The sequence below is a fragment of the Aerosakkonema sp. BLCC-F183 genome (assembly GCF_041929145.1).
Lineage (GTDB): Bacteria > Cyanobacteriota > Cyanobacteriia > Cyanobacteriales > Aerosakkonemataceae > Aerosakkonema.
On record NZ_JBHFNU010000048.1, the window covers coordinates 66319 to 90034 of the forward strand.

The 23716-nt window shown below is 44.9% G+C and carries 30 protein-coding genes and 1 pseudogene; 21 read left to right on the top strand and 10 right to left on the bottom strand.

Translation table 11 applies throughout. The features are described 5' to 3' along the window. Window positions 1-8: 8 nt before the first annotated feature. The 3 genes from ACE1CD_RS13330 to ACE1CD_RS13340 all read left to right on the top strand — a co-directional run bounded on the left by ACE1CD_RS13330 (window position 9) and on the right by ACE1CD_RS13340 (window position 2100). Window positions 9-725 carry a lipopolysaccharide assembly LapA domain-containing protein gene (locus ACE1CD_RS13330; protein ID WP_374824667.1) on the top strand — a complete coding sequence of 239 codons (717 nt, stop codon included), beginning with the start codon at window positions 9-11 and terminating at the stop codon, window positions 723-725. A gap of 129 nt (window positions 726-854) precedes the next feature. Next, window positions 855-1712 (top strand): formyltetrahydrofolate deformylase, encoded by an 858-nt coding sequence (gene purU, locus ACE1CD_RS13335; protein WP_374797246.1) that lies wholly within the window; start codon window positions 855-857, stop codon window positions 1710-1712. Between the two features lie 250 nt (window positions 1713-1962). Then, the gene (locus tag ACE1CD_RS13340; protein ID WP_374797248.1) at window positions 1963-2100 is read left to right on the top strand and encodes a hypothetical protein; all 138 of its coding nucleotides are present in this window, start codon (window positions 1963-1965) and stop codon (window positions 2098-2100) included. Window positions 2101-2120: 20 nt separating this feature from the next. On the opposite strand, the gene ACE1CD_RS13345 is transcribed toward ACE1CD_RS13340, so the two are convergent. Beyond that, window positions 2121-2366 carry a hypothetical protein gene (locus tag ACE1CD_RS13345; RefSeq protein ID WP_374797250.1) on the bottom strand — a complete coding sequence of 82 codons (246 nt, stop codon included), beginning with the start codon at window positions 2364-2366 and terminating at the stop codon, window positions 2121-2123. 403 nt (window positions 2367-2769) lie between these two features. On the opposite strand from ACE1CD_RS13345, the gene ACE1CD_RS13350 reads away from it, so the two are divergent. The 7 genes and pseudogenes from ACE1CD_RS13350 to ACE1CD_RS13380 form a co-directional block, all read left to right on the top strand. Beyond that, window positions 2770-4233 (top strand): NB-ARC domain-containing protein, encoded by a 1464-nt coding sequence (locus tag ACE1CD_RS13350; protein ID WP_374797252.1) that lies wholly within the window; start codon window positions 2770-2772, stop codon window positions 4231-4233. A 70-nt stretch (window positions 4234-4303) separates the two neighbouring features. Beyond that, window positions 4304-4861, top strand: a complete 558-nt coding sequence (locus tag ACE1CD_RS13355; RefSeq protein WP_374797254.1) for a shikimate kinase — start codon at window positions 4304-4306, stop codon at window positions 4859-4861. A gap of 247 nt (window positions 4862-5108) precedes the next feature. Then, window positions 5109-6005, top strand: coding sequence for an acetylglutamate kinase (argB, locus tag ACE1CD_RS13360; RefSeq protein ID WP_374797256.1), 897 nt, complete (start codon window positions 5109-5111; stop codon window positions 6003-6005). Window positions 6006-6186: 181 nt separating this feature from the next. Then, window positions 6187-6711, top strand: a complete 525-nt coding sequence (locus tag ACE1CD_RS13365; RefSeq protein ID WP_374824670.1) for a hypothetical protein — start codon at window positions 6187-6189, stop codon at window positions 6709-6711. Between the two features lie 285 nt (window positions 6712-6996). Beyond that, the gene (locus ACE1CD_RS13370; protein ID WP_374824672.1) at window positions 6997-8304 is read left to right on the top strand and encodes a TldD/PmbA family protein; all 1308 of its coding nucleotides are present in this window, start codon (window positions 6997-6999) and stop codon (window positions 8302-8304) included. A gap of 22 nt (window positions 8305-8326) precedes the next feature. Next, complete coding sequence (locus tag ACE1CD_RS13375; RefSeq protein WP_374797262.1) at window positions 8327-9130, top strand: DUF3153 domain-containing protein; 804 nt, start codon at window positions 8327-8329, stop codon at window positions 9128-9130. A gap of 3 nt (window positions 9131-9133) precedes the next feature. Then, window positions 9134-9388, top strand: a pseudogene (locus ACE1CD_RS13380) (zinc ribbon domain-containing protein); the annotation flags it as partial. A gap of 37 nt (window positions 9389-9425) precedes the next feature. On the opposite strand, the gene ACE1CD_RS13385 reads toward ACE1CD_RS13380, so the two are convergent. Further along, the gene (locus tag ACE1CD_RS13385) at window positions 9426-9716 is read right to left on the bottom strand and encodes a hypothetical protein (protein WP_374797264.1); all 291 of its coding nucleotides are present in this window, start codon (window positions 9714-9716) and stop codon (window positions 9426-9428) included. A 331-nt stretch (window positions 9717-10047) separates the two neighbouring features. Between ACE1CD_RS13385 and ACE1CD_RS13390 the strand changes: the two genes are divergently transcribed. Continuing rightward, window positions 10048-10386 (top strand): P-II family nitrogen regulator, encoded by a 339-nt coding sequence (locus ACE1CD_RS13390; protein ID WP_190461474.1) that lies wholly within the window; start codon window positions 10048-10050, stop codon window positions 10384-10386. A gap of 79 nt (window positions 10387-10465) precedes the next feature. Here the strand turns inward: ACE1CD_RS13390 and rdgB are convergent, their stop codons facing one another. Genes rdgB through ACE1CD_RS13405 form a run of 3 tightly spaced genes read right to left on the bottom strand, consistent with a single transcriptional unit; the run spans window position 10466 to window position 13009 of the window. After that, a complete protein-coding gene (rdgB, locus tag ACE1CD_RS13395; RefSeq protein WP_374797267.1) occupies window positions 10466-11038 on the bottom strand; it encodes an RdgB/HAM1 family non-canonical purine NTP pyrophosphatase in 573 nt (190 codons plus the stop codon). Window positions 11039-11065: 27 nt separating this feature from the next. Next, window positions 11066-11518, bottom strand: coding sequence for a DUF29 domain-containing protein (locus ACE1CD_RS13400; RefSeq protein WP_374797269.1), 453 nt, complete (start codon window positions 11516-11518; stop codon window positions 11066-11068). A gap of 30 nt (window positions 11519-11548) precedes the next feature. Beyond that, a complete protein-coding gene (locus tag ACE1CD_RS13405; RefSeq protein ID WP_374824675.1) occupies window positions 11549-13009 on the bottom strand; it encodes a phosphoglucomutase/phosphomannomutase family protein in 1461 nt (486 codons plus the stop codon). Window positions 13010-13177: 168 nt separating this feature from the next. Between ACE1CD_RS13405 and ACE1CD_RS13410 the strand changes: the two genes are divergently transcribed. From ACE1CD_RS13410 to ACE1CD_RS13420, 3 genes are read left to right on the top strand one after another with little or no spacing between them, the layout of a single operon-like run. Further along, entirely contained in the window at window positions 13178-14644 is a 1467-nt protein-coding gene (locus ACE1CD_RS13410) for an ATPase domain-containing protein (protein WP_374797273.1), read from the top strand. Next, entirely contained in the window at window positions 14641-15012 is a 372-nt protein-coding gene (locus ACE1CD_RS13415; protein ID WP_190461484.1) for a PleD family two-component system response regulator, read from the top strand. The genes ACE1CD_RS13410 and ACE1CD_RS13415 overlap by 4 nt, the downstream gene beginning before the upstream one ends. Continuing rightward, window positions 15009-16181 (top strand): ATP-binding protein, encoded by a 1173-nt coding sequence (locus ACE1CD_RS13420; RefSeq protein ID WP_374797275.1) that lies wholly within the window; start codon window positions 15009-15011, stop codon window positions 16179-16181. Before ACE1CD_RS13415 ends, ACE1CD_RS13420 begins: the two co-directional genes overlap by 4 nt. Window positions 16182-16432: 251 nt before the next feature. Here the strand turns inward: ACE1CD_RS13420 and ACE1CD_RS13425 are convergent, their stop codons facing one another. The 3 genes from ACE1CD_RS13425 to ndhC are packed head-to-tail and all read right to left on the bottom strand — an operon-like array spanning window position 16433 to window position 18022. Beyond that, complete coding sequence (locus ACE1CD_RS13425) at window positions 16433-16933, bottom strand: NAD(P)H-quinone oxidoreductase subunit J (RefSeq protein WP_374797277.1); 501 nt, start codon at window positions 16931-16933, stop codon at window positions 16433-16435. Then, on the bottom strand, window positions 16926-17669 hold the full coding sequence (gene ndhK / locus ACE1CD_RS13430) for a photosynthetic/respiratory NAD(P)H-quinone oxidoreductase subunit K (RefSeq protein ID WP_374797279.1): 744 nt from the start codon (window positions 17667-17669) through the stop codon (window positions 16926-16928). Before ndhK ends, ACE1CD_RS13425 begins: the two co-directional genes overlap by 8 nt. Further along, window positions 17660-18022: a photosynthetic/respiratory NAD(P)H-quinone oxidoreductase subunit C gene (gene ndhC / locus ACE1CD_RS13435; RefSeq protein WP_190461491.1), complete on the bottom strand. Its 363-nt coding sequence runs from the start codon at window positions 18020-18022 to the stop codon at window positions 17660-17662. Before ndhC ends, ndhK begins: the two co-directional genes overlap by 10 nt. 199 nt (window positions 18023-18221) lie before the next feature. Between ndhC and ACE1CD_RS13440 the strand changes: the two genes are divergently transcribed. The 6 genes from ACE1CD_RS13440 to ACE1CD_RS13465 all read left to right on the top strand — a co-directional run bounded on the left by ACE1CD_RS13440 (window position 18222) and on the right by ACE1CD_RS13465 (window position 20449). Further along, window positions 18222-18557 (top strand): rubredoxin, encoded by a 336-nt coding sequence (locus ACE1CD_RS13440; RefSeq protein ID WP_374797281.1) that lies wholly within the window; start codon window positions 18222-18224, stop codon window positions 18555-18557. A gap of 26 nt (window positions 18558-18583) precedes the next feature. Further along, window positions 18584-19588 (top strand): photosynthesis system II assembly factor Ycf48, encoded by a 1005-nt coding sequence (locus ACE1CD_RS13445; RefSeq protein ID WP_374797884.1) that lies wholly within the window; start codon window positions 18584-18586, stop codon window positions 19586-19588. Between the two features lie 132 nt (window positions 19589-19720). Continuing rightward, window positions 19721-19969, top strand: coding sequence for a cytochrome b559 subunit alpha (gene psbE, locus ACE1CD_RS13450; protein ID WP_190461495.1), 249 nt, complete (start codon window positions 19721-19723; stop codon window positions 19967-19969). A gap of 22 nt (window positions 19970-19991) precedes the next feature. Beyond that, window positions 19992-20129, top strand: coding sequence for a cytochrome b559 subunit beta (psbF, locus tag ACE1CD_RS13455; RefSeq protein ID WP_190461497.1), 138 nt, complete (start codon window positions 19992-19994; stop codon window positions 20127-20129). A gap of 9 nt (window positions 20130-20138) precedes the next feature. Next, window positions 20139-20261: a photosystem II reaction center protein L gene (locus ACE1CD_RS13460; RefSeq protein WP_190461499.1), complete on the top strand. Its 123-nt coding sequence runs from the start codon at window positions 20139-20141 to the stop codon at window positions 20259-20261. 68 nt (window positions 20262-20329) lie between these two features. Continuing rightward, window positions 20330-20449, top strand: coding sequence for a photosystem II reaction center protein J (locus ACE1CD_RS13465; RefSeq protein ID WP_190461501.1), 120 nt, complete (start codon window positions 20330-20332; stop codon window positions 20447-20449). Between the two features lie 242 nt (window positions 20450-20691). Here the strand turns inward: ACE1CD_RS13465 and ACE1CD_RS13470 are convergent, their stop codons facing one another. Both ACE1CD_RS13470 and ACE1CD_RS13475 read right to left on the bottom strand, forming a co-directional pair. Beyond that, window positions 20692-22890, bottom strand: a complete 2199-nt coding sequence (locus ACE1CD_RS13470) for a hypothetical protein (protein WP_374824678.1) — start codon at window positions 22888-22890, stop codon at window positions 20692-20694. 86 nt (window positions 22891-22976) lie between these two features. After that, window positions 22977-23162 (bottom strand): hypothetical protein, encoded by a 186-nt coding sequence (locus tag ACE1CD_RS13475; RefSeq protein ID WP_374824681.1) that lies wholly within the window; start codon window positions 23160-23162, stop codon window positions 22977-22979. A 59-nt stretch (window positions 23163-23221) separates the two neighbouring features. On the opposite strand from ACE1CD_RS13475, the gene ACE1CD_RS13480 reads away from it, so the two are divergent. Beyond that, window positions 23222-23470: a cache domain-containing protein gene (locus ACE1CD_RS13480; protein ID WP_374797886.1), complete on the top strand. Its 249-nt coding sequence runs from the start codon at window positions 23222-23224 to the stop codon at window positions 23468-23470. Window positions 23471-23716 lie beyond the last annotated feature (246 nt).

The following is a 23716-nucleotide window of genomic DNA, read 5'->3' on the forward strand; positions in this document are numbered from 1 at the left end:
TACTAACTATGTCTCGGATTGTATTGCTGCTTGTAGTTCTCTTAGGGCTAATTCTATTTGCCCTGCAAAATTTATCGCCTGTTGTGCTAGCCTTTTTGGGGATGAAATCGCTGGGTTGGCCACTCGGAGTCTGGATTTTGGGTGCGATCGCAGCTGGTTTCTGCTCTTCCTTGCTGATTGGTGCTTTGTTCCAAGTGTCGAACTATTTATCTGAGGAACAGTTGCGATCGCGCATCCGCACGCTCGAAGCTGAAGTATCCCGTTCTCAAGGGCAATCTCCCCGCCAGAGTCCTTATGCTAACCAAACGGCCTCTTACTCTACTTCTACTCAAACTGCTCCTAACTGGCAGAAAAGTTCATCTAATGATGACTATTTAGAAGATGATGAAGATGATGAAGATGAGGCAATTTACGAAACTCCCAGTTATGGAGATAATGCCGGAAACCGCGCCAATTATGAAGTTAAGCAAGAACCGACGAGTGGCTATAAATCTGGTTCTGTCTATTCTTACAGTTATAAAGAGCCTCGAAATACAGGCGTCGGAAAAACCGAATCTGTTTACGATGCCGAGTACCGAGTCATTACACCGCCTTATCGTCAACCAGAACCTCAGCCAGAAGAAAGCTGGCAATCTGACAAAAAATCTGGCAGTGATGATGACTGGGGATTTGAGGATGATGATGATTTTGATGATGAAGACGATCGCTCCCGTTCTCGCTCCTAAAAATTTCAAATCAATATACGCGACAAAAACGGTTTCAAGCCAACCATTTAAAGGAGAATCATCAAAAGTTTTTGATGAATTTCAAGGCTTAAATAATCCAAAATTCTCTCATCCAAACTGGAAAATAGTATGACAACTCCCACAGCAACTCTGTTAGTTTCTTGCCCAGATAGTCGCGGATTGGTGGCAAAAATCGCTAACTTTATTTATGCGAATGGCGGTAATATTATTCATGCCGATCATCATACCGACTTCGCTGCCGGATTGTTTCTTACTCGCATTGAATGGCAGTTGGATGGGTTTAATTTGCCCCGCGATTTAATTGGCCCCGCTTTCAATGCGATCGCGCAACCTTTACAAGCTAATTGGCAATTGCACTTTTCCGATACTATACCGCGTATTTCCATCTGGGTAAGCCGTCAAGATCATTGTCTTTTTGACCTGATTTGGCGTCACAAAGCTAAAGAATTTTCTGCTGTAGTTCCATTGATTATCAGCAACCATCCCGATTTAAAAGATTTGGCTACTCAATTCGGGGCTGAATTTTACCATATCCCTATTACTAAAGAGAATAAACGAGAGCAGGAAGCGAAACAATTAGAACTGCTGCGTCAGTACAAAATAGACTTAGTTGTATTGGCGAAATATATGCAAATTCTGAGCCCGGAATTGATTGGCGAATTTTCTAAAAATATTATTAATATTCATCATTCTTTTTTACCTGCTTTCGTAGGAGCTAGTCCTTACCAGCAAGCCTACGAACGAGGCGTAAAAATTATCGGTGCAACCGCCCATTACGTAACATCTGAATTAGATGCAGGGCCGATTATTGAGCAAGATGTAGTGCGAGTCAGTCACCGAGATGATGTTGCCGATTTGATTCGGAAAGGCAAAGACTTGGAGCGAATGGTGTTAGCAAGAGCGGTGCGATCGCACTTACAAAACCGAGTATTAGTTTACGGGAATCGAACTGTTGTTTTTGAATAGTATTTTGAGTTTAGTGTAATGTAAAACTTAGAAAATAATAGGTTTTGTCATTGTTTTAATTTATAATTATCTATTATGTCGCTAGGTTTGGTTGGAACATTTAGCGATATTTATTCGATAAATTGAATTTTAAAATAAAATTATCTCCCCATCCTCAACTCCGACAGGATAGAAAGTCAGAAAAAAGTCATACTAAAGTCACGTATTAGATTTATCAAGCTCTGCCATTTGCTTTGAGCCCTTTAAACCCATGACCGTTGAGGAAGCGCTGGCGATTGTAGAGACCCTTAGAAGTCCCAGAGCTTATGAAGGCATGAAAATTTCTGGCGTCGCAGGTTTAACCGAGGCGACTGTGGCGACGCTCAAGATGTTGGTTGCCCAAGACTAGGACTCAGACTCTTGCTGCACTCAAGCAGCTTCAACTTCCCAGACAGGATGGTAGAGATTGTTACAGGAAAAATAGTTATTTTTGATTAACTCGCGAGATTCTTGTGTAATCCTACCGGCTACAGCGGCTTGCTGCAACATCATGAAAGCATCTAAATCTTCGATATCGTATCTTTTCTGCAAAAGCTGCCGCAGCTGTTCTTCTGCTGCAAGGGTCAGATAGCCAGTCGTTAGAGCCTGTTGGACAACTTCGCGGATTAAATACATCTTCATCACCTACAAAAACAGCGATATTGAAAGGACGAACCAGTAAAAACACTGAACTAAAGTCACGTCAGGCTCAGTAGCACCCTCATCAACCAGCTAGTAGGACGCCTTAAAAATATTGCTGCCCCAGAGCTAACTTTAATAGTAGTGTCTACAGAACCGGTAAACACAAGTAAAACACGATATGAATCAGAGCCATCAATGGCTTACCTTTATTTTTCGGCATTCTTCATAAGATCTTTATAAAGATTCTATAAAGAATCCATGAAGATTATGTTAGCTAATTTATTAGCTTTCCGTCACTTTACGGATGTTATTAATTATGTTAATATTTTATATTTATGTTAGTCAAATGCTAACGTATATTAAATTATAGTTAAAATCACGTTAGTGAATTTGTGACATGGCATCTACATTAAGTAAAGTGCAAGAGGAATTTACAGAAGCTGCTAATTACTGGAATCTGGAGAAATTATATATAGATCTTGCCTCCGCCAAAGGTAAAGGTCTTACACCTGTGGAAAAAAAAATTCTGAGAGGATTGCTTTGCGGCTATAGTCCGGCTGAAATAGCTAATGCCATGTATAAAACTCGCAGTAGCAGTTCCGTTAGGGTATATCTATCTAATGGGTTGTACAAGTACATTGAATCATTGTTGATTTATCAAACTGGAGCAACGATAAAAATTACTCACTGGAGTCGCGTCACTATTTTACTTGAAGAAGCCGGATACAAAATCGCTTCATTTAATCAATCAGATCTGAATAATTTATTACCAGAAGCACTTGCCAAACCGCTTTATTTAATTTCATCAAACGAACGGCACTGCGATTGGGGAGAAGCAATTGATGTTAGTATATTTTACGGACGAGAACAAGAATTAGCTCAATTAGAAGAGTGGATACTTACCGATCGCTGTCGCTTGGTGACCCTGCTGGGTATGGGTGGGATTGGTAAAACCTCTCTGTCAATACGCCTTGCACAGCTAATTCAGGATAAATTTGAGTATGCTATATGGCGATCGCTTCGCCACGCTCCACCCATCCAAGTTTTTCTAACTAACTTAATTCAATTTTTATCTAATGGTAGTATAAATATTTCTGAATCAGTAAGCTTACCTGACAAGATATCACAACTCATTGACTGCTTAAGAGCTTCTCGATGTCTGTTAATATTGGATAACGTAGATTTTCTTCTCCAAGTGAATACTTATACAGGTGATTTTCGAGAAGGATATGAAATTTACGGGGAATTATTCAAACGTATCGGAGAAGTATTGCATCAAAGTTGCTTGATCCTCACCAGTCGGGAAAAAATAAAAGTTATAGGCTCAAATGAAGGAGCTATATTACCAGTTCGCTCTTTACATATCAAAGGTTTACCAGAAATAGAATGTGAAAAAATTATTAAAGCCAAAGGATTAATTTTGAGCGACGCAGAAGCTAAATTAATCATTAGTAGATATGCGGGCAATCCTTTAGCTTTAAAAAATATTTTAACAACTATAAAAGATTTATTTGATGGCGATATTTCAGCATTTTTGCAAGAGAATGTTTTGGCTTGTGGAGAATTACGGGAATTGTTAGACGAGCAGTTAAATAGATTGTCAAATGCAGAAAAGCAAATCGTAAAATGGTTGGCAATTCAGCAAGAGTTAGTTTTAACACCAGAATTGCCTGGAAATAGGATACCATCTCTATCCAGGCGAGAACTAATAGAGGCGCTGGAATCTTTAGCGAGGCGATCGCTAATTTATAGAAACGCAGCCAGTTTTAGACTCCAGCCTATATTTCTGGAGTATTTGAAAGAGCAACAGCGCGACTGTCAGTGCCAAGAAATACATTCTCAAGCAGTTAAGCAAGAATAGCTTGGAAATTGCGAAATAACAGGTAAACTAAATACCAGTTCCGATGAAAAAGATACACAGAGCTTGACTGGTGAACAATATTTTAAGAGGAATCAATCTCTACCTGATTGGGATGATGGGAGCCGGTAAGACGACCGTTGGGCGGTTATTGGCACAGCAACTAGGCTACCGTTTTTTTGACACCGATGCTCTCATCGAGCAAGCAGCAGGCGGTCAATCTATTAACGAAATATTTGCAACCGCTGGTGAAGAAGCTTTTCGGGAGATCGAAAGTCAGGTGCTGGCCGAGCTGTCGGCATACACAAAACTAGCGATTTCCACTGGTGGCGGCATAGTGCTGCGACGAAAAAACTGGAGTTACCTGCACCACGGTTTGATCGTCTGGCTGGACGTACCCGTAGAATTACTGATGTCCCGCTTGGCAGAGGATAGTACGCGCCCTCTCTTAAAAGATGCCGAGCCTCAGAAAAAGCTGGAAATGCTTCTAGAACAAAGACGCAAGCTTTATGCTCAAGCAGACATTCGCATTACCGCAGACGCAAGCTTAACACCCGAACAAGTAGCAGCACGAATAATGGCGGAAATTCCCAAAGTTATCAAACCAGAAGTTACTGCTCCCGATAATTAATGATAAGGGCAGGGTCGCGGGGGAGCGGGGGGCAGGGGGGCTTTCGGAACGGAAGAATTAATATTTTCCCTTTTCCCTCTTCCCTCTCCCTCTTCCCTCTTCCCTCTTCCCTAGTCCCTAGCCCCTAGCCCCTAGCCCCTAGTCCCTAATCCCGACGTCCTATTCCCAAACTGTTGCCCTTGAGATAATTAACAATGGCAACTTCTTTTAAACTGCATCTAAACCTTATTGCATCCAAAAGCCGATCATGGTTAACGAAACCGATTACATTCAAAAAGCTGAGGCTACACGGGTACGAGTACTCAGCGAAGCGCTGCCCTACATCCAACAATTTGCCGGTCGCACCGTTGTTGTTAAGTACGGCGGCGCAGCGATGAAAGACAGCTCTCTCAAAGACAAAGTTATACGCGATATAGTTTTTTTATCCTGTGTAGGCTTGCGTCCGATCGTCGTACACGGCGGTGGCCCTGAAATTAACTCCTGGTTAGATAAACTGGGAATTGAGCCACAATTCAAAAATGGTCTGCGCGTGACCGACGCCGCCACGATGGATGTCGTGGAAATGGTTTTAGTAGGACGGGTAAATAAAGAAATTGTCGCGCTGATTAACCAAGCGGGCGGTTTAGCCGTGGGACTTTGCGGTAAAGATGGCAACTTGATCAAAGCGCGTCCGGAAGGTCAGGAAGGCATTGGTTTTGTTGGCGAAGTTAACGCTGTCAATACCAAACTTGTGGAGTCCCTAGTCAAGAGTGGATATATCCCGGTAATCTCCAGTGTGGCGGCGGACGAGACGGGACAAGCTTATAATATCAACGCCGATACTATCGCTGGAGAACTGGCAGCGGCTTTAGGTGCAGAAAAATTGATATTGCTTACCGATACGGCGGGTATTTTGACAAATTACAAAGACCCGTCTACCTTAATCGCTAAGCTGGATATTCAAGAAGCACGCAATCTGATTGCATCTGGTGTTGTGAGCGGCGGGATGATTCCCAAGGTCAGCTGTTGCGTTCGCAGTCTGGCTCAAGGTGTCCGCGCTACTCACATTATTGACGGTCGAATTCCTCACGCGCTGCTGTTGGAAATTTTTACTGACGCCGGTATTGGTTCGATGATTGTAGCTTCTGAGTTTATGAGTTCGTGAAAACGAAGGGTTAGGGGTTAGGGGTTAGGGGTTAGGGGCTAGGGGAAGAGGGAAGAGGGAAGAGGGAAGAGGAGGAATTTTTACTTTTGACTCCCCCGCTTCCCCACTCAACTTCTTTCAAAGATTAGCGCTAGCCTAGAATTTATGGGATATCTGCAAGACAATTTACTCGAAATCTCTCGTGAGTCCAGAAACTTTAGAAATTATCAAAACTGAGTACCAAGCTGGCAAGGCTGATTTTGAACGCGGACAGTATCGCCAGTCTGTGCAGCATTTGGAAAAGGCTTGTGCTTTGGTCGATCGCAATTCTCCTCTCGGTGGCGAGATCCAAATTTGGTTGGTGACTGCTTACGAAGCTGCCGATCGCAGAAAGGAGGGTATCGCTCTCTGCAAGCAGCTCGATCGCCATCCCCATCTCGATATCCGCAAACAAAGCCGTCGCTTGCTCTACATTTTAGAAGCTCCTCAACTCAATCGCCGTCCTGAATGGCTGACTCAAATTCCCGATCTCGCTGCGATCGGCGACAATCAAACTCAATCTCGTTTGGGTAATGCTGCTTCCACTGTTAAAAGTTCTCCTCGTCCTCGTCCTCAACCCGAACCTGTCGATCTCACTCAGGTCAATACTAAGGATAATCTGTTTATCTGGGTTGCTCTTGTCGCCGTTATTCTCACTCTCGGCGGTTTGCTTTGCTTCGGGTTTTGAAGCGTTAAAGAGTAGGAAAGGGGATTGCTTTTTCTGGGGAAAGCATGATATGCTTTCTTCATAATGGGATGTTTGCAAAAATAATATTTTTAGACATATTCCCATTATAAAATAAGCATACCAGCATATTTAGGAAAAGTAAACCCCTACAGCCTACTTTTATATCCAAAAAAATGTACAGAAACCAGGTTTCTTCAAGAAACCCGGTTTCATGGTGTGTAGGGCGCAATTGCGAAGTCTGGGAGTAAGATGGGGAGGGAAGAAGGAAGAAAAGAAGCTGATATCGTGAGCGATTCCACACTAGAGCAAATACTGAAGCTAGCATCCGGACGATCGGATGCAGCGGAAGTGTACTACCTATCGAGTCAAGACACACCGATCGAATTTGAAAACAATCGTTTAAAATCCCTCCAGACAAAAGCGCTTCAGGGAGTAGCGCTGCGAGTAGTTTGTCAGGGTAAACTGGGATTTGCCAGTTCCACAGACTTAACGCGGTTGGAAGACTTGGTAGATGCAGCAGTCCAAACATCGGAAATTGGCGATCGAGCAGAATTTGAGTTTGCCAGCAGTGTAAAATTCCAGCCAGCAGAAAACAGCTACACACCACCGCCAACACAAGAATTAGTGACAATAGGCGATCGACTCATATCGGAAGTTCGCGCATACAACTCAGATATCCTAGTCAACGTAGACTTTCACGTCCGCGCTAGAAAAATTAAAATTGCCACAAGCGGTGATGTTTACGGCGAACGCAGCAGTCAGACAGTCAGCGCCAGTTTATCGGGAAACTTGGTCAGAGGCGAAGATTTCCTCCAAGTTTACAGCTTCGATGTAGCCAGAGAAGGTGTTCCCGATTGCGATCGCATCTTAGAAAACCTCCTGCAAAAATATCGTTGGGCAGAACAACAAGCTAAAATTAGCAGCGGTTCCTACCCAGTGCTATTTACCCCCAGAGCAGCAGCTGGCACCTTGGGCAGATTATTCGATACAGTACTATCCGGGCAAGCAGTCGTCCAGAAAGCATCGCCCCTAGCGGACAAAGTGGGCCAAAACCTATTCGACGAACGCCTGACTTTGTTGGAAGACCCCAGCATCGGGCCATCCGCTTGTGCCTTCGACGATGAAGGAACGCCCACGAGTCAGAAAGTTTTGATTGACCGAGGCACCGTAATGGGATTTTATTGGGATAGGAGATGGGCATCCCGTGCAGGTCGCGAATCAACCGGCAACGGATTTCGCGGTGGGCTATCTCGACCTGGCCCAGATATGGTCAACCTGTGCTTTTCTCCCGGTAGCACAGCAGTGGAAGACTTGATTGCGGGAATCGACGAAGGATTGATTGTCGATCAAGTTTTAGGTGCGGGACAATCCAACCAGTTAGCCGGGGAATTTTCCGTCAACCTGGATTTAGGCTACAAAGTAGAAAAAGGCCAAATCGTGGGCAGGGTGAAAAATACGATGGTGGCTGGTAATATTTTTGAAGCGTTTCAGAATTTGGTAGATTTGAGCGATCGTCCCGAATGGGTAGGCGGCGGTGCTTATCTGCCCAGCATTTTGTTTGAGAAGTTAGGTGTAGCGGCGCGGCAAACTTAAATAGAAAAAAGGCAAAAGTGATATGGAAAAGGAAAAAATGACACCGGAAACAGCCAAAAGGAAAAAGCATTTTCTCTTTCTTTTGCCTTTTGCATTTTGCCTATTAACTTTTCTCACCGGTTGCGTGCAGTACGATTTGGGGTTGACATTTAAAAATACCAACAGCGGCGAACTGGTGCAGCATATCAACCTGAAAGAAAAGTTTGCTGAGTTTAGCAAAGCAACTGTTGACCAATGGTTGAACAGCATCGAGAGTCGCGCTACCCAGCTACGGGGGAAAACTGAACGGATTTCTGACAACGAATTGGTTGTGACTATTCCTTTCAACAATGGCGAGGAATTGGCGGAAAAGTTCAATCAATTTTTCAACCCGATCGACGAGAAAAAAGCTGAAGCTGTCAACAGCAATTATCCCGACTTACCAAAAATTAATTCCCATCTGACATTAAATCAAGGCAATTACTTATTGGTGGTGCGGAATAAGTTGAGTTACGATTTGGATTTGCGATCGCTTGCGGTTATTTCTCCTCAAGGTAATGTTGTTATCAATGCCGATTCCCTGTTTCAGTTAGATTTTCGCCTCAACACGCCTTGGGGTGTTAGTACTGCTGCGAATGGGGAGAATGCGATCGAACCTGCAAATTTGGCCAACGGACATCCACTCGTTTGGACGCTTAAACCAGGTGAAATCAACCATCTCGAAGCGGTGTTCTGGTTACCCAGTCCCTTGGGAATTGGCGCAGTTGCGATCGCTTTGTTTGTTGGCGCTGGCATATTAATAAAGTATGGAGTGGCAAAACCAAAAGTCAAAGCGGCTAGGGGTTAGGTAAAGTTCCTTAACATTTTGAGCCATGTCTGCTTCAAGCGTGGTGCGTATTTTGCCAAAGTGGATGCCAATGGAACCAGTCAAACCTGTCCAAGGTGTCAAACGCATACAGGCAAGAAACTCCTATCTGAGCGTGTCCACAAATGTCCTGAATGTGGCTATGAAACGAATCGAGATGTAGCAGCAGCGCAAGTCGTATTGCAACGTGGCTATACAGCGGTGGGGCACATCGCGGTGAATTTTGGGGAGAGCAAGTAGCATAAGCTATCTCGATGAACCAAGAATCCCCTCGCCTTCAGGCAGGGGAGTTGTCAAAAAACATTTCCGCCCAGAAACCAGAACCAAGCTTACCGACATTGGGATCGTACCAGTAAAGAGTTTCCCGCTTCTCATCCGGAAAACCTTTCCAGTGCGGTATCCCAGGTTCAAAAGCGTGAGTGAGATCGACAAATTGTTTGCTTTTGATTGTCTGGTAAGCTTCTGCAAGAGTAGGTTGTTTGAGTTGTTTGGGACTTACCGCCAAAACTATGCCAGCGCCCAAACCTGCCATCACCAGTCCACCGGCAACTAATGCGATCGTTCTCATCTACTTCTCCCCCAACCTTAAGAGCGATTGCAAAAAATCATAAGGCACTGGCTAGCTCGATCGAATCAATAAGCTCAGCAGCAAAGCGTAATAATTGTTACAAAAATCTGCGAATTTACCGCAATTATAAAAGATGACGCCAGATATGGTAGTCTCTAACGGTAGCTTGGAGAGAAAAGGAGCAATCACTAGATACGAGACACCCCAATTAATTCGGCTGTAGATCTCAAGTGCGATCGGATAAAGCCAATACCACAAATAGCAAGTGGAAGACTTAAAATACAGAATTATTTTCCAGAAACAAATAGAACTTAGCTGAGGAGTCAAGAAATTGAAAAAAGTTGAAGCAATTATTCGGCCCTTCAAACTCGATGAAGTTAAAATTGCCTTAGTCAATGCCGGCATAGTAGGGATGACGGTTTCCGAAGTCCGAGGTTTTGGACGCCAAAAAGGTCAAACCGAACGCTATCGCGGTTCCGAATATACAGTCGAGTTCCTGCAAAAACTCAAGGTTGAGGTTGTGGTTGAAGACGATCAAGTCGATCGCGTGGTTGATAAAATTATCGCCGCAGCTAGGACGGGAGAAATCGGTGATGGTAAGATTTTCGTCACCCCCGTCGATCAAGTAGTACGGATCAGAACCGGGGAAAAGAATACCGAAGCGATTTAAGCAGAGCGGGGGAGCGGGGGAGGTAAAAGTCAAAAGTCAAAAGTCAAAAGTCAAAATTCCTCTTCCCTCTCCCTATTACCTATCCCCTAACCCCCAGTCCCTTCAATAGTGCTTGGAAAGCTTTGCCCCGATGACTGATCGATCGCTTTAACTCCGGTGTCATCTCCGCAAAGGTTTGCTGTGCTTCGGGAACGTAAAAAATGGGGTCGTAGCCGAAACCGCCCTTACCGCGAGGCTGATGGAGAATTTCCCCTCGGCAAATTCCTTCTGTTTGCAGGAAAATAGAACCATCAGAGCTAGCGATCGCTACAGCACAGACAAATTGAGCTTGTCGGTTCGTTTCGCTACCCAATTCCCGCAGCAGCCGTTCGATACGTTCCGCGTCGGTTTTGCCGTAACGAGCAGAATATATACCCGGTGCGCCATTCAAAGCATCGACAGACAAACCGGAATCATCTGCGATCGCCCATTCACCAGTTGCCTTTGCTACCTCAGATGCTTTCAGACAAGCATTTGCCATAAAAGTATCGCCGATTTCTTCAATTTCCAACTCGTCTGGCTTCAGGCGCAATTCTAAGTTTAAATCTTGCAAATAAGCTTGCATTTCCTTCAACTTGCCTGGGTTTCCTGTAGCGACTACTAATAATTTCATCTTTCTTCCTTGTGCCGATATTTTATTTTATTGCGGTAAAAATTCATCATTCGTGACTTGTGTTACCTCATAAGGACATTGTGTGGGGAATATCTCCAATGGCAAATTAGTTTCAGCTTTTGCTTGTTTAACTGCTTGAGCGTAACACTCAGTTAAAATAGCTTCAAGATAAGGCTGAAGACTGGGAGATTCGCTCACAGCTTCCCTCACCCGTCTGCGGTGTTCGATAATGCTACCTTCCCAGCTACCACTCCTACGTTCTGGCTGAAATTGCCACTTAAGCAAATGAACTAAAACGACAATAAGATTACTCTTGAGGCTTTTGCGTTCGCTCCTCCCCATGTCCTCAATTTCCTCTATTAAGTTTTCCCAGTCCACGTTTGCATAATCCTGGCTTCGCAATTTTTCCAGAGTTTTTTCAATCCATTGCAGATAGTCAGTTTCGTACAGAGAAAGCTTTCGATCGTCTAACGCTTTCATAAATTCATACCCAATTTTATCACTATCGTATCAAAACGAGCTAGCCCAATCTTTCGCCCAATTTAATCTTTCATACACCGCTTCTAAATCACGCGCTTCGCAATACAACCTTAAAACTGGTTCCGTACCGCTGAAACGAATCATCAACCAACTATCATCAGCCAAACGAAATTTATAGCCATCAATTTTATTGCAATCGACGACATCCTGACCGACAATTTTTGTCAGCGGTTGGTTTTGCAATTGTTCTAACAGACGCGATCGCACATCCATACTAGCCAAGGGTAAATCGATGCGATCGTATGCCGAGAAAAAATTTGTTTGCGACTGCAAACCACGATAAATATCGCTCAAATCCATCCCAGATTGAACAACAGCTTCCAACAAATATAAAGCCGATAACAAAGCGTCTCTTTCTGGAATGTGTGTGCCGTAACCAATACCACCAGACTCTTCGCCACCGATCGAAACATGACTTTCCAACATTCGATCGGCAATATATTTGTAACCGACTGGTGTTTCAAATACAGGTAAATTATACAGCGATGCCACACGGGGAATTAAATCGGAAGCGCTGACAGTTTTGACAACTTCGCCAGTCAAACCGCGTCGCGTTGCTAGATGTTCGATCAAGATGGGAATCAATATTTGCGAACTGAGGAAATTACCTTCTCCATCCACAGCCGCGATGCGATCGCTATCTCCATCAAACACAAATCCGATCGACAAATTTGTGCTATCCTTACGACCGTGAGTTCGCATAACTCGAAACAATTGGGAAAGGTAACGCGGCAGAGGTTCTGGCGCACCGCCATCAAAGAGAGGATTGCGATCGCCGTTAATTTCGCGGATCGGCATTCCCAACAATTGCGTCAGTCCACCCGCCGCAGCACCGTGCATTACGTCAGCAAACACAGTAATTTTATTTTGGGCGATCGCATTTTTAATTCGATCGATATCCACCTTAGCTCTCAACCCTTCACAGTAACTCGGCCAAGGATTAAATATTTCTAAACTTCCCGGACTTTCCTGCCTTGATAATTCACCATCTAATAAACCTTCAATCTGTCGCGTTACTTCCGGAGGCACCGACCCACCAAAAGCACCCTTGACTTTTAACCCCAAATATGGAGCGGGATTGTGGCTGGCAGTAATCACTATAGCACCCAAAGCGTTAAGCTTTTTAGCAGCCCAGCTAAATGCGGGAGTAGGAGCGTAGCTTTCCGATAGCAGCACATCAAAACCAGCCGCTTGTATAGCGTCTGCCGCTTTGCGGGCAAAAGTTTCCGCTAAAAAGCGGCGATCGTAACCGACAATAATTTTACGATTTCCCGTCGTCTCGCCATAGACATTTGCCAACACTTGAGCGGCAATAGGTGCTACCATAGCCACGCGATCGAAAGTAAAATCTGCGGCAATAATGCCCCGCCAGCCATCAGTACCGAACTTGATAGGATTAACTGCAATTGGCAATGAAGTTGGGAGAACCATAAAAGTTGCCTCGTTAGTGACTGATAAAGGAACTGTTCGAGTGTAACTGAGTAAGGAACTATTATAGATAGGTTAAGCTATGGCTATTTTGTGCAGCTTCAGTAAAAAATAGTATTTTTAGTTCTTAGCGTTAATTTAGGATAGTTTGGGAGCCAAAGAAATTTTCATATGCCTCAAGAACGTCTGTTAACAGGGATATCTGGTCTAGATGAGCTGCTTGATGGCGGTTTCATTCCCGGTCGCGCTTATTTAGTACGGGGTGGCCCTGGTGCTGGCAAGACTACCTTGGGATTGCACTTTCTGGCCACAGGTGTTGCCAATGGAGAAAAGACGCTTTATATCACTTTAGGGGAACCGGCAGAGCAAATCCGCACCAACGCTAAAGCTCTCGGTTTTGATGAAAAAAATATTGAATTTTTAGACCTCAGCCCTACATCGGAATTTTTTACCGAGATTCAAACTTACGACATTTTCTCACCAGCTGAGGTGGAAAGAGAACCAACCACCCAAAAAATTATTGATGAGGTAACGACGCTCAAACCGCAGCGAGTATTTCTGGACGCCATGACCCAGTTTCGTTACCTATCGGCAGATGCTTTCCAGTTCCGCAAACAGGTGCTTTCTTTCGTGCGCTTTCTGGTAGAACAGAAAACCACCGTACTCTTCACATCGGAAGGAAGTGAAGCTGCTCCTGATGACGATCTCCAATTTATGAGTGATGGTATCCTTAACCTCAGTTACTCAGACCAAAAACGAACCATCTGCATCACCAAGTTTCGCGGCTCTGGTTTCCGGTCTGGGTATCACTCAATCAGATTGACAAGTGCGGGAATCGAGGTTTTCCCGCGTTTGCAGCCGGACGCATACAAACAGGTGTTTGTACCCGAACCGGTCTCGTCCGGCATCCCGGAACTAGACCAGCTGCTTCACGGGGGGATTGAGCGGGGTACGATTACGATTATGAGCGGCCCTAGCGGTGTGGGCAAAACGACGATCGGCCTCCAGTTTATGAAAGAAGCAGCCGGGAGAGGAGAGCGATCGGTAGTTTTTTCCTTTGAAGAAGATGTAGAACTGCTCGTGCGTCGCTGTCATAACATCAATATTCCTGCCCAAACGATGATCGAGCGCGGTACCCTGTCGTTGCTGAAAGTGGAACCGCTGAAATTTACACCCGATGAATTCGCCTACTTGGTGCGTCAGCAAGTCGAGCAGCAACAAACAAGCATCGTGATGATTGACAGTGTATCTGGTTATCGCCTTGCCGTGCGGGGTGAAGATTTAGTGAGTCATTTGCACACGGTATGCAAATATCTGGCAAATATGGGCGTGACCGTGATTTTAGTCAATCAGACAAAAGCTTTTGCCGGCGAATACCAAGGGACTGAATACGGCATCAGTTACCTGGCGGACAATGTAATTTTTCTACGCTATTTCGAGCGCTATGTCAACTCAAAACTAGAACTTCGTAAAGTGATTGGGGTGCTGAAAAAAAGATTGAGTGACTTTGAAAAAAGCTTGCGAGAGATTCAAATCACTCGCTACGGCATCAAAATCAGCGAAGCAACGCCGGAAATCAGGGGTATCTTGAGCGACCTCCCACAAGGAGGCAAGGCACCGGAGAGGGATAAACTATGAACGATAAGCCATTGATTCTGGCAGTAGACCGCAATCGGCGCAACTTGGAACTGCTGGCACAATTCTTGGATAAAGAAGGTTACCAAACTATTTGTGCTGCCAGCATAGAAGAGTTCGAGCAAGCGTTGAGCGGGGAAACTGAAATTGGGTTGGTTTTGGTAGATCTCTCTGGTTTCGATCGTCAAATTTGGGAGTGGTGCGAGCGAGTGCGAGAGAAACAAATTCCTTTTTTTGTGATTTCACCGAAACAAAGTGCCGCCATTCAACAAGAAAGCCTTGCTCACGGCGCACGCAATATGCTAGTAAAACCACTTGTGATTAGAGAGTTACTGGGCATTGTTCGAGGCTTGATGGGTACACCAACATGAGCCGTATCTTACTGGTTTTAGACCACAAAAATAACCGTCGCCTACTCTGGGATTGGTTGAGCAAGTATTACGAAGTTATTCTGCCAGATGAAAACAATCCCGAATGGCTATTCTTGAGCTCTGAGTCTGATGTTTGTGCGATCGCTAATTCAGCAGCAATCTCAAACATCCATTTTGACTTGTGTATTTTAGACGGTCTGGCTCTAGACCGGGTATGGCAATGGGTGCAAGCAACAAGAGAAGCACATCAGCCAGTTTTTCTACCCTTTCTCCTGCTCACTTCCCGCCAGGAGGTAAGGGTAGCTACCCGACACTTGTGGCAGAGGGTTGATGAGTTAATTATCAGTCCGATTGAGAAGGTGGAATTGCAGGCGCGAGTAGAAATTTTATTGCGAGCGCGAAACCTATCTTTGCACCTTCAAACTGCCAATAACGAGTTGCAAAAAAATAGCGAACTCAAAAGTCATTTGGTATCAATGGTTTCTCATGAGATTCGCAATCCTCTCTCCCTAATTTTAGGTTTTAGCAAAATACTTGAAGGCCACATATTTGAATTATCTACTGCGAAAATAGAAGAATATTTAAAGCAAATTATTCTAGCTGTAGAAAGAATGAACGAATTAGCAGAAGATTTATTGGTAGTAGGTCGGTTAGACCTCGGAAAACTAGAGTTCAATCCTGGGCCAATATATGTAGAAAATTTTTGCCGAGTTTTAGTGGAAGAGTTTGCATTTATCGACCATAATAAGCATAATATTATTTTTCAGTCTCTCTACACAACTGGCTCCGAACAAACTCCGAGTTTGGCGTTTAACAATTTAACAAAAGCTTGGATGGATGAAGAACTTCTACGGCATATTTTGTGCAATTTATTATCAAATGCGATTAAATATTCACCGCCAGGAAGTACTGTACATTTTGACTTTATCTGTTATGAAAATAGAGTAGTTTTCCAAATAAAGGATGAGGGTATTGGCATTCCCAAAGAAGAACAACACCGACTATTTGAGGCATTTCATCGAGCTTCTAATGTAGGCAAGATAGCCGGTAATGGTTTGGGGTTATGTATCGTCAAACAATGCGTAGACTTACACGACGGAAAGATAGAAGTTACCAGTGAAGTTGCAAAGGGTACAAAATTTACGGTGACACTGCCATTATTACAGTAGGGCGTCAGGGAAAGTCAAAAGTCAAAAGTCAAAAAGAAAAAGTCAAAAAGAAAAAGTCACAAGTCAAAAAGAAAAAGTCAAAAGTCAAAAAGAAAAAGTCAAAAGTCAAAAAGAAAAAGTCAAAAATAAAAAAGAAAAAGGAAAATATTAATTCTTTCGCTCCCCCACTCCCCCACTCCCCCACTCCCCTAGCCCTAGCTATCATAAAAAAAACCCCCATAGGGGGTTTGCTGAAAGTTATCGAGGAAACTTTAATAAGCATCCTGCAATTCGTAAAAATCAGGCGAAATATAATCTTTCCGCAGAGGCCAGCCGACCCAATCTTCCGGCATTAAAATTCGTTTCAGGTTGGGGTGTCCTTCATAGATAATGCCGTACATATCGTAGCTTTCCCGCTCTTGCCAGTCGGCGGTTTTCCAAATCCAGTAGACAGAAGGAACTCTGGGGTTATCGCGTGGCAGAAATACCTTAACGCGCACTTCCTCTGGGCGATCGGCATTATCGCTCACTTTGATCAAATGGTAAAAGCTAACTAATTCCTGTCCCGGCCCCAAATCGTAACCACCTTGACACTGGAGGTAGTTAAATCCGTAGGCATAAAGAGCTGTACAGATGGGGATAAGGAAATCTGGCTCAACTTTGATGATTTCTACACCTTCATGGTCAGCTTCCAAAGCTTGATGGTCAAAACCGTTTTCTGCCAACCACTGAGAAGCTTTACCAGCTTGGACTATTTGAGATTCTTCAGCCACGTTGAACCTCCTGCTTTTGAGATGCGATCAGAGCGGGGGGTACGGGGGTGCCGATCGCTTCGATCAATTCTTTGGGCGGTTCTTGACGAGTTGGTGACTGTAGATATTTTCCAGTCAAAATTTCGGGTACAGCTTTCATTTTGTGGGTGGTGCTGTAATAGCGATGAGTTTGCCGAGATTTTGCCCGATCTTGAATCGAATCGTTACCGATTTTCTTCCTCAACTTGACGATCGCATCCATAATTGCTTCTGGGCGAGGCGGACAACCGGGTAAATAGACATCTACCGGAATCAGTTTATCCACACCGCGAACTGCGGTTGGGGAATCAACACTAAACATCCCGCCGGTGATTGTGCAGGCTCCCATCGCAATCACATACTTAGGCTCTGGCATTTGTTCGTAGAGACGAACTAGAGCCGGTGCCATTTTCATTGTGATCGTGCCTGCGGTGATGATTAAATCTGCTTGTCTGGGACTGGAACGAGGAACCAAACCGAAGCGATCGAAGTCAAACCGGGAGCCGATCATTGCCGCTACTTCAATAAAGCAGCAAGCAGTCCCGAACAGCAGAGGCCATAAGCTAGAAAGACGCGCCCAGTCGTAGAGGTCATCAACTGTGGTGAGGATGACATTTTCCGATAAGTCTTGGGAGACAGAAGGGCGCTCAATGGGATTGAGGATGATATTTTTGTAATCATCCATTGCTTGGGTATTGGTTATCGAGTTTATGACCATTCCAGGGCTCCTTTGCGCCATGCGTAAACGAGAGCAACGACAAGAATCGCGATAAAGATGAGTGCTTCAATAAAGGCCAGGAGTCCCAGCCGATGGAAGGCGACAGCCCAGGGATAGAGGAAAACCGTCTCAACGTCAAAAACGACGAAGACCAGGGCAAACATATAGTAGCGAATGTTGAACTGAATCCAAGCTCCCCCAATGGGTTCCATACCCGATTCATAGGTAGTGCGCCGCTCTGGGCCGCGACGAGAAGGGCGAAGTAGCTTAGATGCTGTAAGAGCGAGGGCAGGAACTAGGCTGCAAACAATCAGGAAGCCTAGCAAATACTCATAGCCACTGAGGACAAACACAATTAATAGCTACCGCTTTGGCGAAAGGACATTTGTTACTTACTCTTTACATTTTGCCATTGTGCCGCTCTGTATGGTAGTTCTCTTGCTAAGGCTGGGGATGGGAAAACTATGACTGAGGAGAAATCGATCGCAGTATGTCATAATTTGTAACAGAGTTTTTAAGCTTTAACCGCAAACTCGATACCAAGCCGGAGCTATGAGCAATCAAGCTGTTGATGTCAAAGCGCTAGATCGCTATGAATGTAGCGCTTGTGGCTATGTTTACGAACCTGCAAAGGGTGACGATAAAAAAGAAATTCCCCCAGGAACTAGCTTTGAAGAGTTACCCGTTGATTGGCGCTGTCCCGTTTGTGGTGTGCGGAAGTCAGTCTTTCGCAATATTGGCCCCATAGGAGCCCCGTCGGGATTCAAGGAGAATCTCGGCTATGGTTTGGGGGTGAATAAGTTGACGCCAATGCAGAAGAATATACTGATTTTTGGCGGTTTGGCACTAGGGTTTTTATTCTTCCTCAGTCTTTACGGTTTGCAATGAGAGGTTTTACAGAAATTTCCAAAACAATGCGATCGCTCTTTAAATCTTGGCAACGAGTAGCAGCTTTATTGGCTGTTGTTTTCCTTTGTCTGGCTTGCAGTAAAGTTGCCACGCTCAGTCAAAACCCCTGGCACGTCGTTTCTACATCCACAGATGCTAACTTGATGGATATCGCTTTTACCGACAACCCGATGCACGGCTGGTTAGTCGGTAGCCGAGCTACTATGTTGGAAACAACAGACGGCGGCGAAACTTGGCAAGCGAGAGAACTGGATTTGGGTGACAAAAAATACCGCCTCAACTCGGTGAGTTTCAGTGGTGAGGAAGGGTGGATTGTGGGCGAACCTGCCCTGTTGCTGCATACCGACGATGAAGGAAAAACTTGGTCTCGCATCCCTCTGTCAGAAAAGCTTCCGGGCAATCCCAATAGTATAGTGGCACTAGGCCCTCAGTCGGCAGAGATGACGACTGATGTGGGAGCCATTTATAAAACGACGGATGGTGGCCAAAACTGGAAAGCGCTTGTGCAGCAAGCTTTTGGGGTACTTCGCAATATTTCTCGCTCTCCGGATGGGAAATATGTGGCAGTTTCCTCTAACGGCAGTTTCTACTCTACGTGGGAACCAGGACAGGATGCCTGGGTGCCATACAATCGCAACAGCTCCCGCCGCGTCCAAAATATGGGCTTTACTAAGGATGGTGGGCTGTGGATGCTAGCTCGTGGCGGTCAGGTTCAATTTACCGACCCTCAAGACCCCAAAAACTGGCTGGAAGCGGAATATCCAGAGATGTCTACTAGCTGGGGATTGCTGGATTTAGCTTATCGCACGCCGGAAGAAATTTGGGTGGCTGGTGGCAGCGGTAATTTGCTGTGCAGCTTTGATGGCGGCAAAACTTGGCAAAAAGACCGCGATGTTGAAGATGTGCCTTCTAATTTGTACAAGGTTGTCTTTTTATCGCCGGAAAAGGGCTTTATTATCGGTCAAAGAGGCACTTTGCTCAAATACCAAGGTGCAGTTGACGCTGCTTGAAACTTGCACGGAGCGATGCGATCGCCGATCGCAAAGAAAAGTTTCCCATTTACCTGGGTAGCTTGCTTGTGAGAGTTTGTAATGTTTCGTATCATATTCATTAAGCTTTGATCTTGTTGTCGGAGGAGAACAATGGCAGGCACTACAGGAGAGCGTCCGTTTTCGGACATTGTTACAAGCATCAGATATTGGGTGATTCACAGCATCACCATTCCCATGTTGTTTATTGCTGGCTGGCTGTTTGTGCAAACAGGTCTGGCCTATGATGCTTTTGGTACGCCTCGGCCTGATGAGTATTACACTCAAACTAGGCAAGAGGTGCCTATCCTGAGCGATCGCTATAACGCAGTAGACCAAATCGAGCAGTTTGTCGAAAAGTAGTTTCAATCCTTGGTTTTGAATTATGACTAGCCGTACCCCTGGTAATGAGCCCGTTACGTACCCGATTTTTACTGTGAGATGGCTCGCAGTTCATACGCTAGCTGTTCCTACCGTCTTCTTTTTAGGGGCGATCGCTGCAATGCAGTTTATTCACCGATAGGAGTAACAAATGCCAACTAGATCTCCGAATCCCAATAACCAGCCTGTTGAACTAAACCGGACTTCTCTTTTTTTGGGCTTACTCCTGATTTTTGTGCTCGGTATTCTATTCTCCAGTTATTTCTTTAACTAACTGAAGAGAATCGCATATCAATGTGAGAAAATTTAACGGCTATTCTGTTGCTTGAGGAGGTTTAAGCTATGTCTGGAAGTGGAAGAATTCCTTTGTGGATCGTGGCGACGATCGCCGGAATTGGTGTACTGACAGTTGTGGGACTTTTCTTTTACGGGGCTTATGCAGGTATAGGGTCTTCGATCTAAAGATTCCTCTAACTTGATATAAGCTAGCCTCTTTAAGTAGGCTAAATGTTCTCAAATTCGTTTATGATAAAAACCGCCTATCTAAATTAGAAAGGCGGTCTTTTAATTTTCGTCGATAGTCAGGCGCAAGTTTTGATTTGCATTTGTAGGATATGTGCGACCGGAAAAATTAAGTATTGGGGATCGGGGATTAAATTTTTACCGGAAATATAGATAAAAAAGCGATTTTTTGCCAGTTTCGATCAAATATCTAAATCATTTGTCGGGAAGGTGGGTAAATTGGGAGGAATGACTGTACGATCAACAGTCGCTTTGTGGCTTTGGCGTTCCGTATGAACTTCAACGCAGATCGCTTCGATCCGAACTTGCAAAACTCCCAAGGGAACTGTGATTTGAGCGATCGTTTCCAAGTTTCCCCACGGATCGGGATAAAAATCGCCTACCCAGCGCGGACTTTCCACGATCGATCGCGTCTGGAGGTCGGAAACCCAAAGTTTAACACCGAGTCGCGGTTGTCGCATCGGCATTTTGATGCGGAAACGAACAGGTTGTCCGGCGATCAATTCGCCTTCCGGTACTGTTAATTCCGGCATTGGGATGGGTTCGTCTTGGGAAGTGGCAGAGGTATCCCATAATACTTCTTCTGGAGTGGCGATCGCATCCGACTTCTTAAGGGCAGGGCTTTTTTGACGAGGAGGTTCTGGTATTTCATCGTCTACAACAATCTCGTAGGCTGTCAAATCCACCTCTGTGGGAGTGGATTTGTCAGTTAAAATTTTCGGTACTTCTGCTGGAGTCGTGTTTGGATCGAAAATGTCGTCGAGATTTAACTCAGCGGACAAGTCAGCGTCAGTAGCGATCGCATTTAACCGCGACCAAAAACGCTGTTGCAGATTGAGGGATTGGAAAGCTGTATCTTCAACAGAAGGCGAAATTTCTGTTTCAGCAACTGTTTGAGTATCTGTTTGAGTAACTTCAGTTTGCGCTTCCGTATCGCTGCTGAGTGCTTCTGCGATCGCTTCTGGACTGGAATCCTGTGCGATCGGGGATGGAGAGACTTCCTCGGTCGATTGTATTTCCGTTTCCGTGGATAACTCTTCCGATGTTGCGGCGATCGGATCTGCGGGTGCAGACTCAGCCTGAATTTCAGGATTTGTGGAAGCTGCAAATGCTGAAACTTGATGAAATTTAGGCAGTTTAATTCGTTTAGATGCTGCTTTTGGGGAATTCGATTTATGTAGCAGAGGCGGTAAAGGCCCAGCCGTAGATGGTTGTAAGGGTCGGAAAACGACAGATTTAGGAGTTTCTTCCTCGTCGAGGTCAGATGAATCTGAATCTGGTGTGGGTGTTTTTGCTGGTGTTTTTGCTGGTGTTTTTGCTGCTTGTACTGGCGGATCGACGACTTCTGCTTCGCTGAAGTTATCGGCGATCGCACTCAGCAAATCATCTAAATCGCTGGTGACAGTAAAAGATTTGCTTACCAGAACTAGCGGATCGTCTTCTGGCGTTTCTGTAGCGTTGTAGAGAGTGATTTCTCCTAAAATCAGACGAGTTTTGCTGTGAGGCGGAATTTGAATGTCGCAGGAAAAAGTGAAGGGTATTGCTTGTCCCGACAATTGCTGCTGGCGATCCCCCAAAATCTTGGCATTTTGCGGATCGCGCAAGCTAATTCGCAATTTACCGTTAAAAATGGGTTGTCTACCGGAAGCTCGATCGCGATCGGTTTCTGGAAGGGAAATTTCCCCTGATAGTGCAAAAGATTGGCCTTGACGAGCAACGTAGATTTCTTTACTTAGCGTTAGCCGCAGCGGATAAGAGTCAGTATTCTCAGCTTTTGGCGTAAAAACTGGTGCCCAAGGGTTAGATGGTTCGGATTCTGTATTTTTTGGTGGAGTATCTGCTTGTTTTTGGGCTGCTGTTGGTTGTACTGGTATAGCATTCTGTGACAGATCTTGGGATGCTACCGACAAGTTCTCGCCAGAATAGTTTGTCGCTTCGGGATTCGGGTCTGGGGATTCCGTCATCGCACCTAAATCTGCCAGGGAAACACCTGCGCTATCCTCAAGCTTCTGTTGGGAAGCCGTATTTGGAGGTTTTGGCAAGACTTGCAGACGGAGGGTATGTTTCCAAGAATTGCCCATCAAATCCGTAATTAAATCCGGACGACAGCGCATTTCCCAGATACCCGGTTTGAGATCGGTAAAGGGAATCACCACCATCAATCCTTCCAGACTGGTGCGGCGCGATCGCTTCTGCATCCGACGCTTTGGCGGGTCTTCGTCAGCGGAGTCGTGAGTAATCCGCACGTCCACTTCCGTATCTGCACGGCTAGAACGGGCAACGATGCGATATCGTCCTTCCTGGAGTTGGACATCTGGCGATTCTAGGGGTTGCCAGGAGCGATCGCCTTCTTTCTGGATCAGAAATTCCCAATATTCCATCTTGATATGAAGATAGCGCCGTTCGCACTTAATTCTAGACTAGGGACAAGGATTGAGCAATTGGTGGAGCCAAGTGACTGGGGATGTCAGATCGAATCTGTCGATCGTTCTTTCTTACCGCCAGCCTGAAAGTAGCTATTAAAACCTACATACAAACATACAAAGAAAACATAAGTAATCAGAGGGACTTTTTGTACGAGCGATGATGTTAAGGTAATTCGGGATAATTTTTGATTGCGGACAAAATCCAGCAGACAGCGATTAAGATCCAAATCAGATCTTTAAAGAGAACTAATGCCACTAAACAGGCGGTAAATTTTTTAGCTTTGATATCGATTCCGAAGGCAATCCTACCCGCTTGCTACAAATAGGCAATGCTTACGACCCGCGAGTGCGACCTTGGTATAAAAAAGCAGTCCAAAAAGGTAAAGAAACCTGGAGCGAAATTTACATTGATTTCAAAGAACCTCGTTTGAAAGTTACTCTTGCCGAACCTATTTATGGAAAAACAGGTGAATTACGGGGAGTTGTCGGTGTTGATTTTATACTTTCCCATATGCAAGAGTACAAGGCGAAATGAAAACCTATTGGCTCAAAGGCTGAGCGAGTTCACACTATCCCGCTCCCCCACTCCCCCACTCCCCCACTCCCTCTTGTTTTAACTCATCAGCACAAAAGCGCTCTAGGTGTGGCCATGAAGTAATAAGATAGAAAATAGCCTCGGTTACCGACTTTCACTATATATCTGGTATTTGACGCGGCCATAAATATTGCCGCGTCAAACGTCTCAGTATACAAGAGGCAAAGCTTTTGTAACAAGTTGTAC

Bases quoted from the DNA above. Each gene is read 5' to 3' on its own strand.
- ACE1CD_RS13420 (WP_374797275.1), top strand. From the start codon at position 15,009: ATGAGCCGTATCTTACTGGTTTTAGACCACAAAAATAACCGTCGCCTA.
- ndhK (WP_374797279.1), bottom strand. From the start codon at position 17,669: ATGGTCATAAACTCGATAACCAATACCCAAGCAATGGATGATTACAAA.
- argB (WP_374797256.1), top strand. From the start codon at position 5,109: ATGGTTAACGAAACCGATTACATTCAAAAAGCTGAGGCTACACGGGTA.
- purU (WP_374797246.1), top strand. From the start codon at position 855: ATGACAACTCCCACAGCAACTCTGTTAGTTTCTTGCCCAGATAGTCGC.
- ACE1CD_RS13445 (WP_374797884.1), top strand. From the start codon at position 18,584: ATGCGATCGCTCTTTAAATCTTGGCAACGAGTAGCAGCTTTATTGGCT.
- ACE1CD_RS13405 (WP_374824675.1), bottom strand. From the start codon at position 13,009: ATGGTTCTCCCAACTTCATTGCCAATTGCAGTTAATCCTATCAAGTTC.
- psbE (WP_190461495.1), top strand. From the start codon at position 19,721: ATGGCAGGCACTACAGGAGAGCGTCCGTTTTCGGACATTGTTACAAGC.
- rdgB (WP_374797267.1), bottom strand. From the start codon at position 11,038: ATGAAATTATTAGTAGTCGCTACAGGAAACCCAGGCAAGTTGAAGGAA.
- ACE1CD_RS13330 (WP_374824667.1), top strand. From the start codon at position 9: ATGTCTCGGATTGTATTGCTGCTTGTAGTTCTCTTAGGGCTAATTCTA.
- ACE1CD_RS13440 (WP_374797281.1), top strand. From the start codon at position 18,222: ATGAGCAATCAAGCTGTTGATGTCAAAGCGCTAGATCGCTATGAATGT.
- ACE1CD_RS13460 (WP_190461499.1), top strand. From the start codon at position 20,139: ATGCCAACTAGATCTCCGAATCCCAATAACCAGCCTGTTGAACTAAAC.
- ACE1CD_RS13385 (WP_374797264.1), bottom strand. From the start codon at position 9,716: ATGAGAACGATCGCATTAGTTGCCGGTGGACTGGTGATGGCAGGTTTG.
- ACE1CD_RS13415 (WP_190461484.1), top strand. From the start codon at position 14,641: ATGAACGATAAGCCATTGATTCTGGCAGTAGACCGCAATCGGCGCAAC.
- psbF (WP_190461497.1), top strand. From the start codon at position 19,992: ATGACTAGCCGTACCCCTGGTAATGAGCCCGTTACGTACCCGATTTTT.
- ACE1CD_RS13345 (WP_374797250.1), bottom strand. From the start codon at position 2,366: ATGTATTTAATCCGCGAAGTTGTCCAACAGGCTCTAACGACTGGCTAT.
- ACE1CD_RS13350 (WP_374797252.1), top strand. From the start codon at position 2,770: ATGGCATCTACATTAAGTAAAGTGCAAGAGGAATTTACAGAAGCTGCT.
- ACE1CD_RS13465 (WP_190461501.1), top strand. From the start codon at position 20,330: ATGTCTGGAAGTGGAAGAATTCCTTTGTGGATCGTGGCGACGATCGCC.
- ACE1CD_RS13340 (WP_374797248.1), top strand. From the start codon at position 1,963: ATGACCGTTGAGGAAGCGCTGGCGATTGTAGAGACCCTTAGAAGTCCC.
- ACE1CD_RS13400 (WP_374797269.1), bottom strand. From the start codon at position 11,518: ATGAAAGCGTTAGACGATCGAAAGCTTTCTCTGTACGAAACTGACTAT.
- ACE1CD_RS13470 (WP_374824678.1), bottom strand. From the start codon at position 22,890: ATGGAATATTGGGAATTTCTGATCCAGAAAGAAGGCGATCGCTCCTGG.
- ACE1CD_RS13375 (WP_374797262.1), top strand. From the start codon at position 8,327: ATGGAAAAGGAAAAAATGACACCGGAAACAGCCAAAAGGAAAAAGCAT.
- ACE1CD_RS13410 (WP_374797273.1), top strand. From the start codon at position 13,178: ATGCCTCAAGAACGTCTGTTAACAGGGATATCTGGTCTAGATGAGCTG.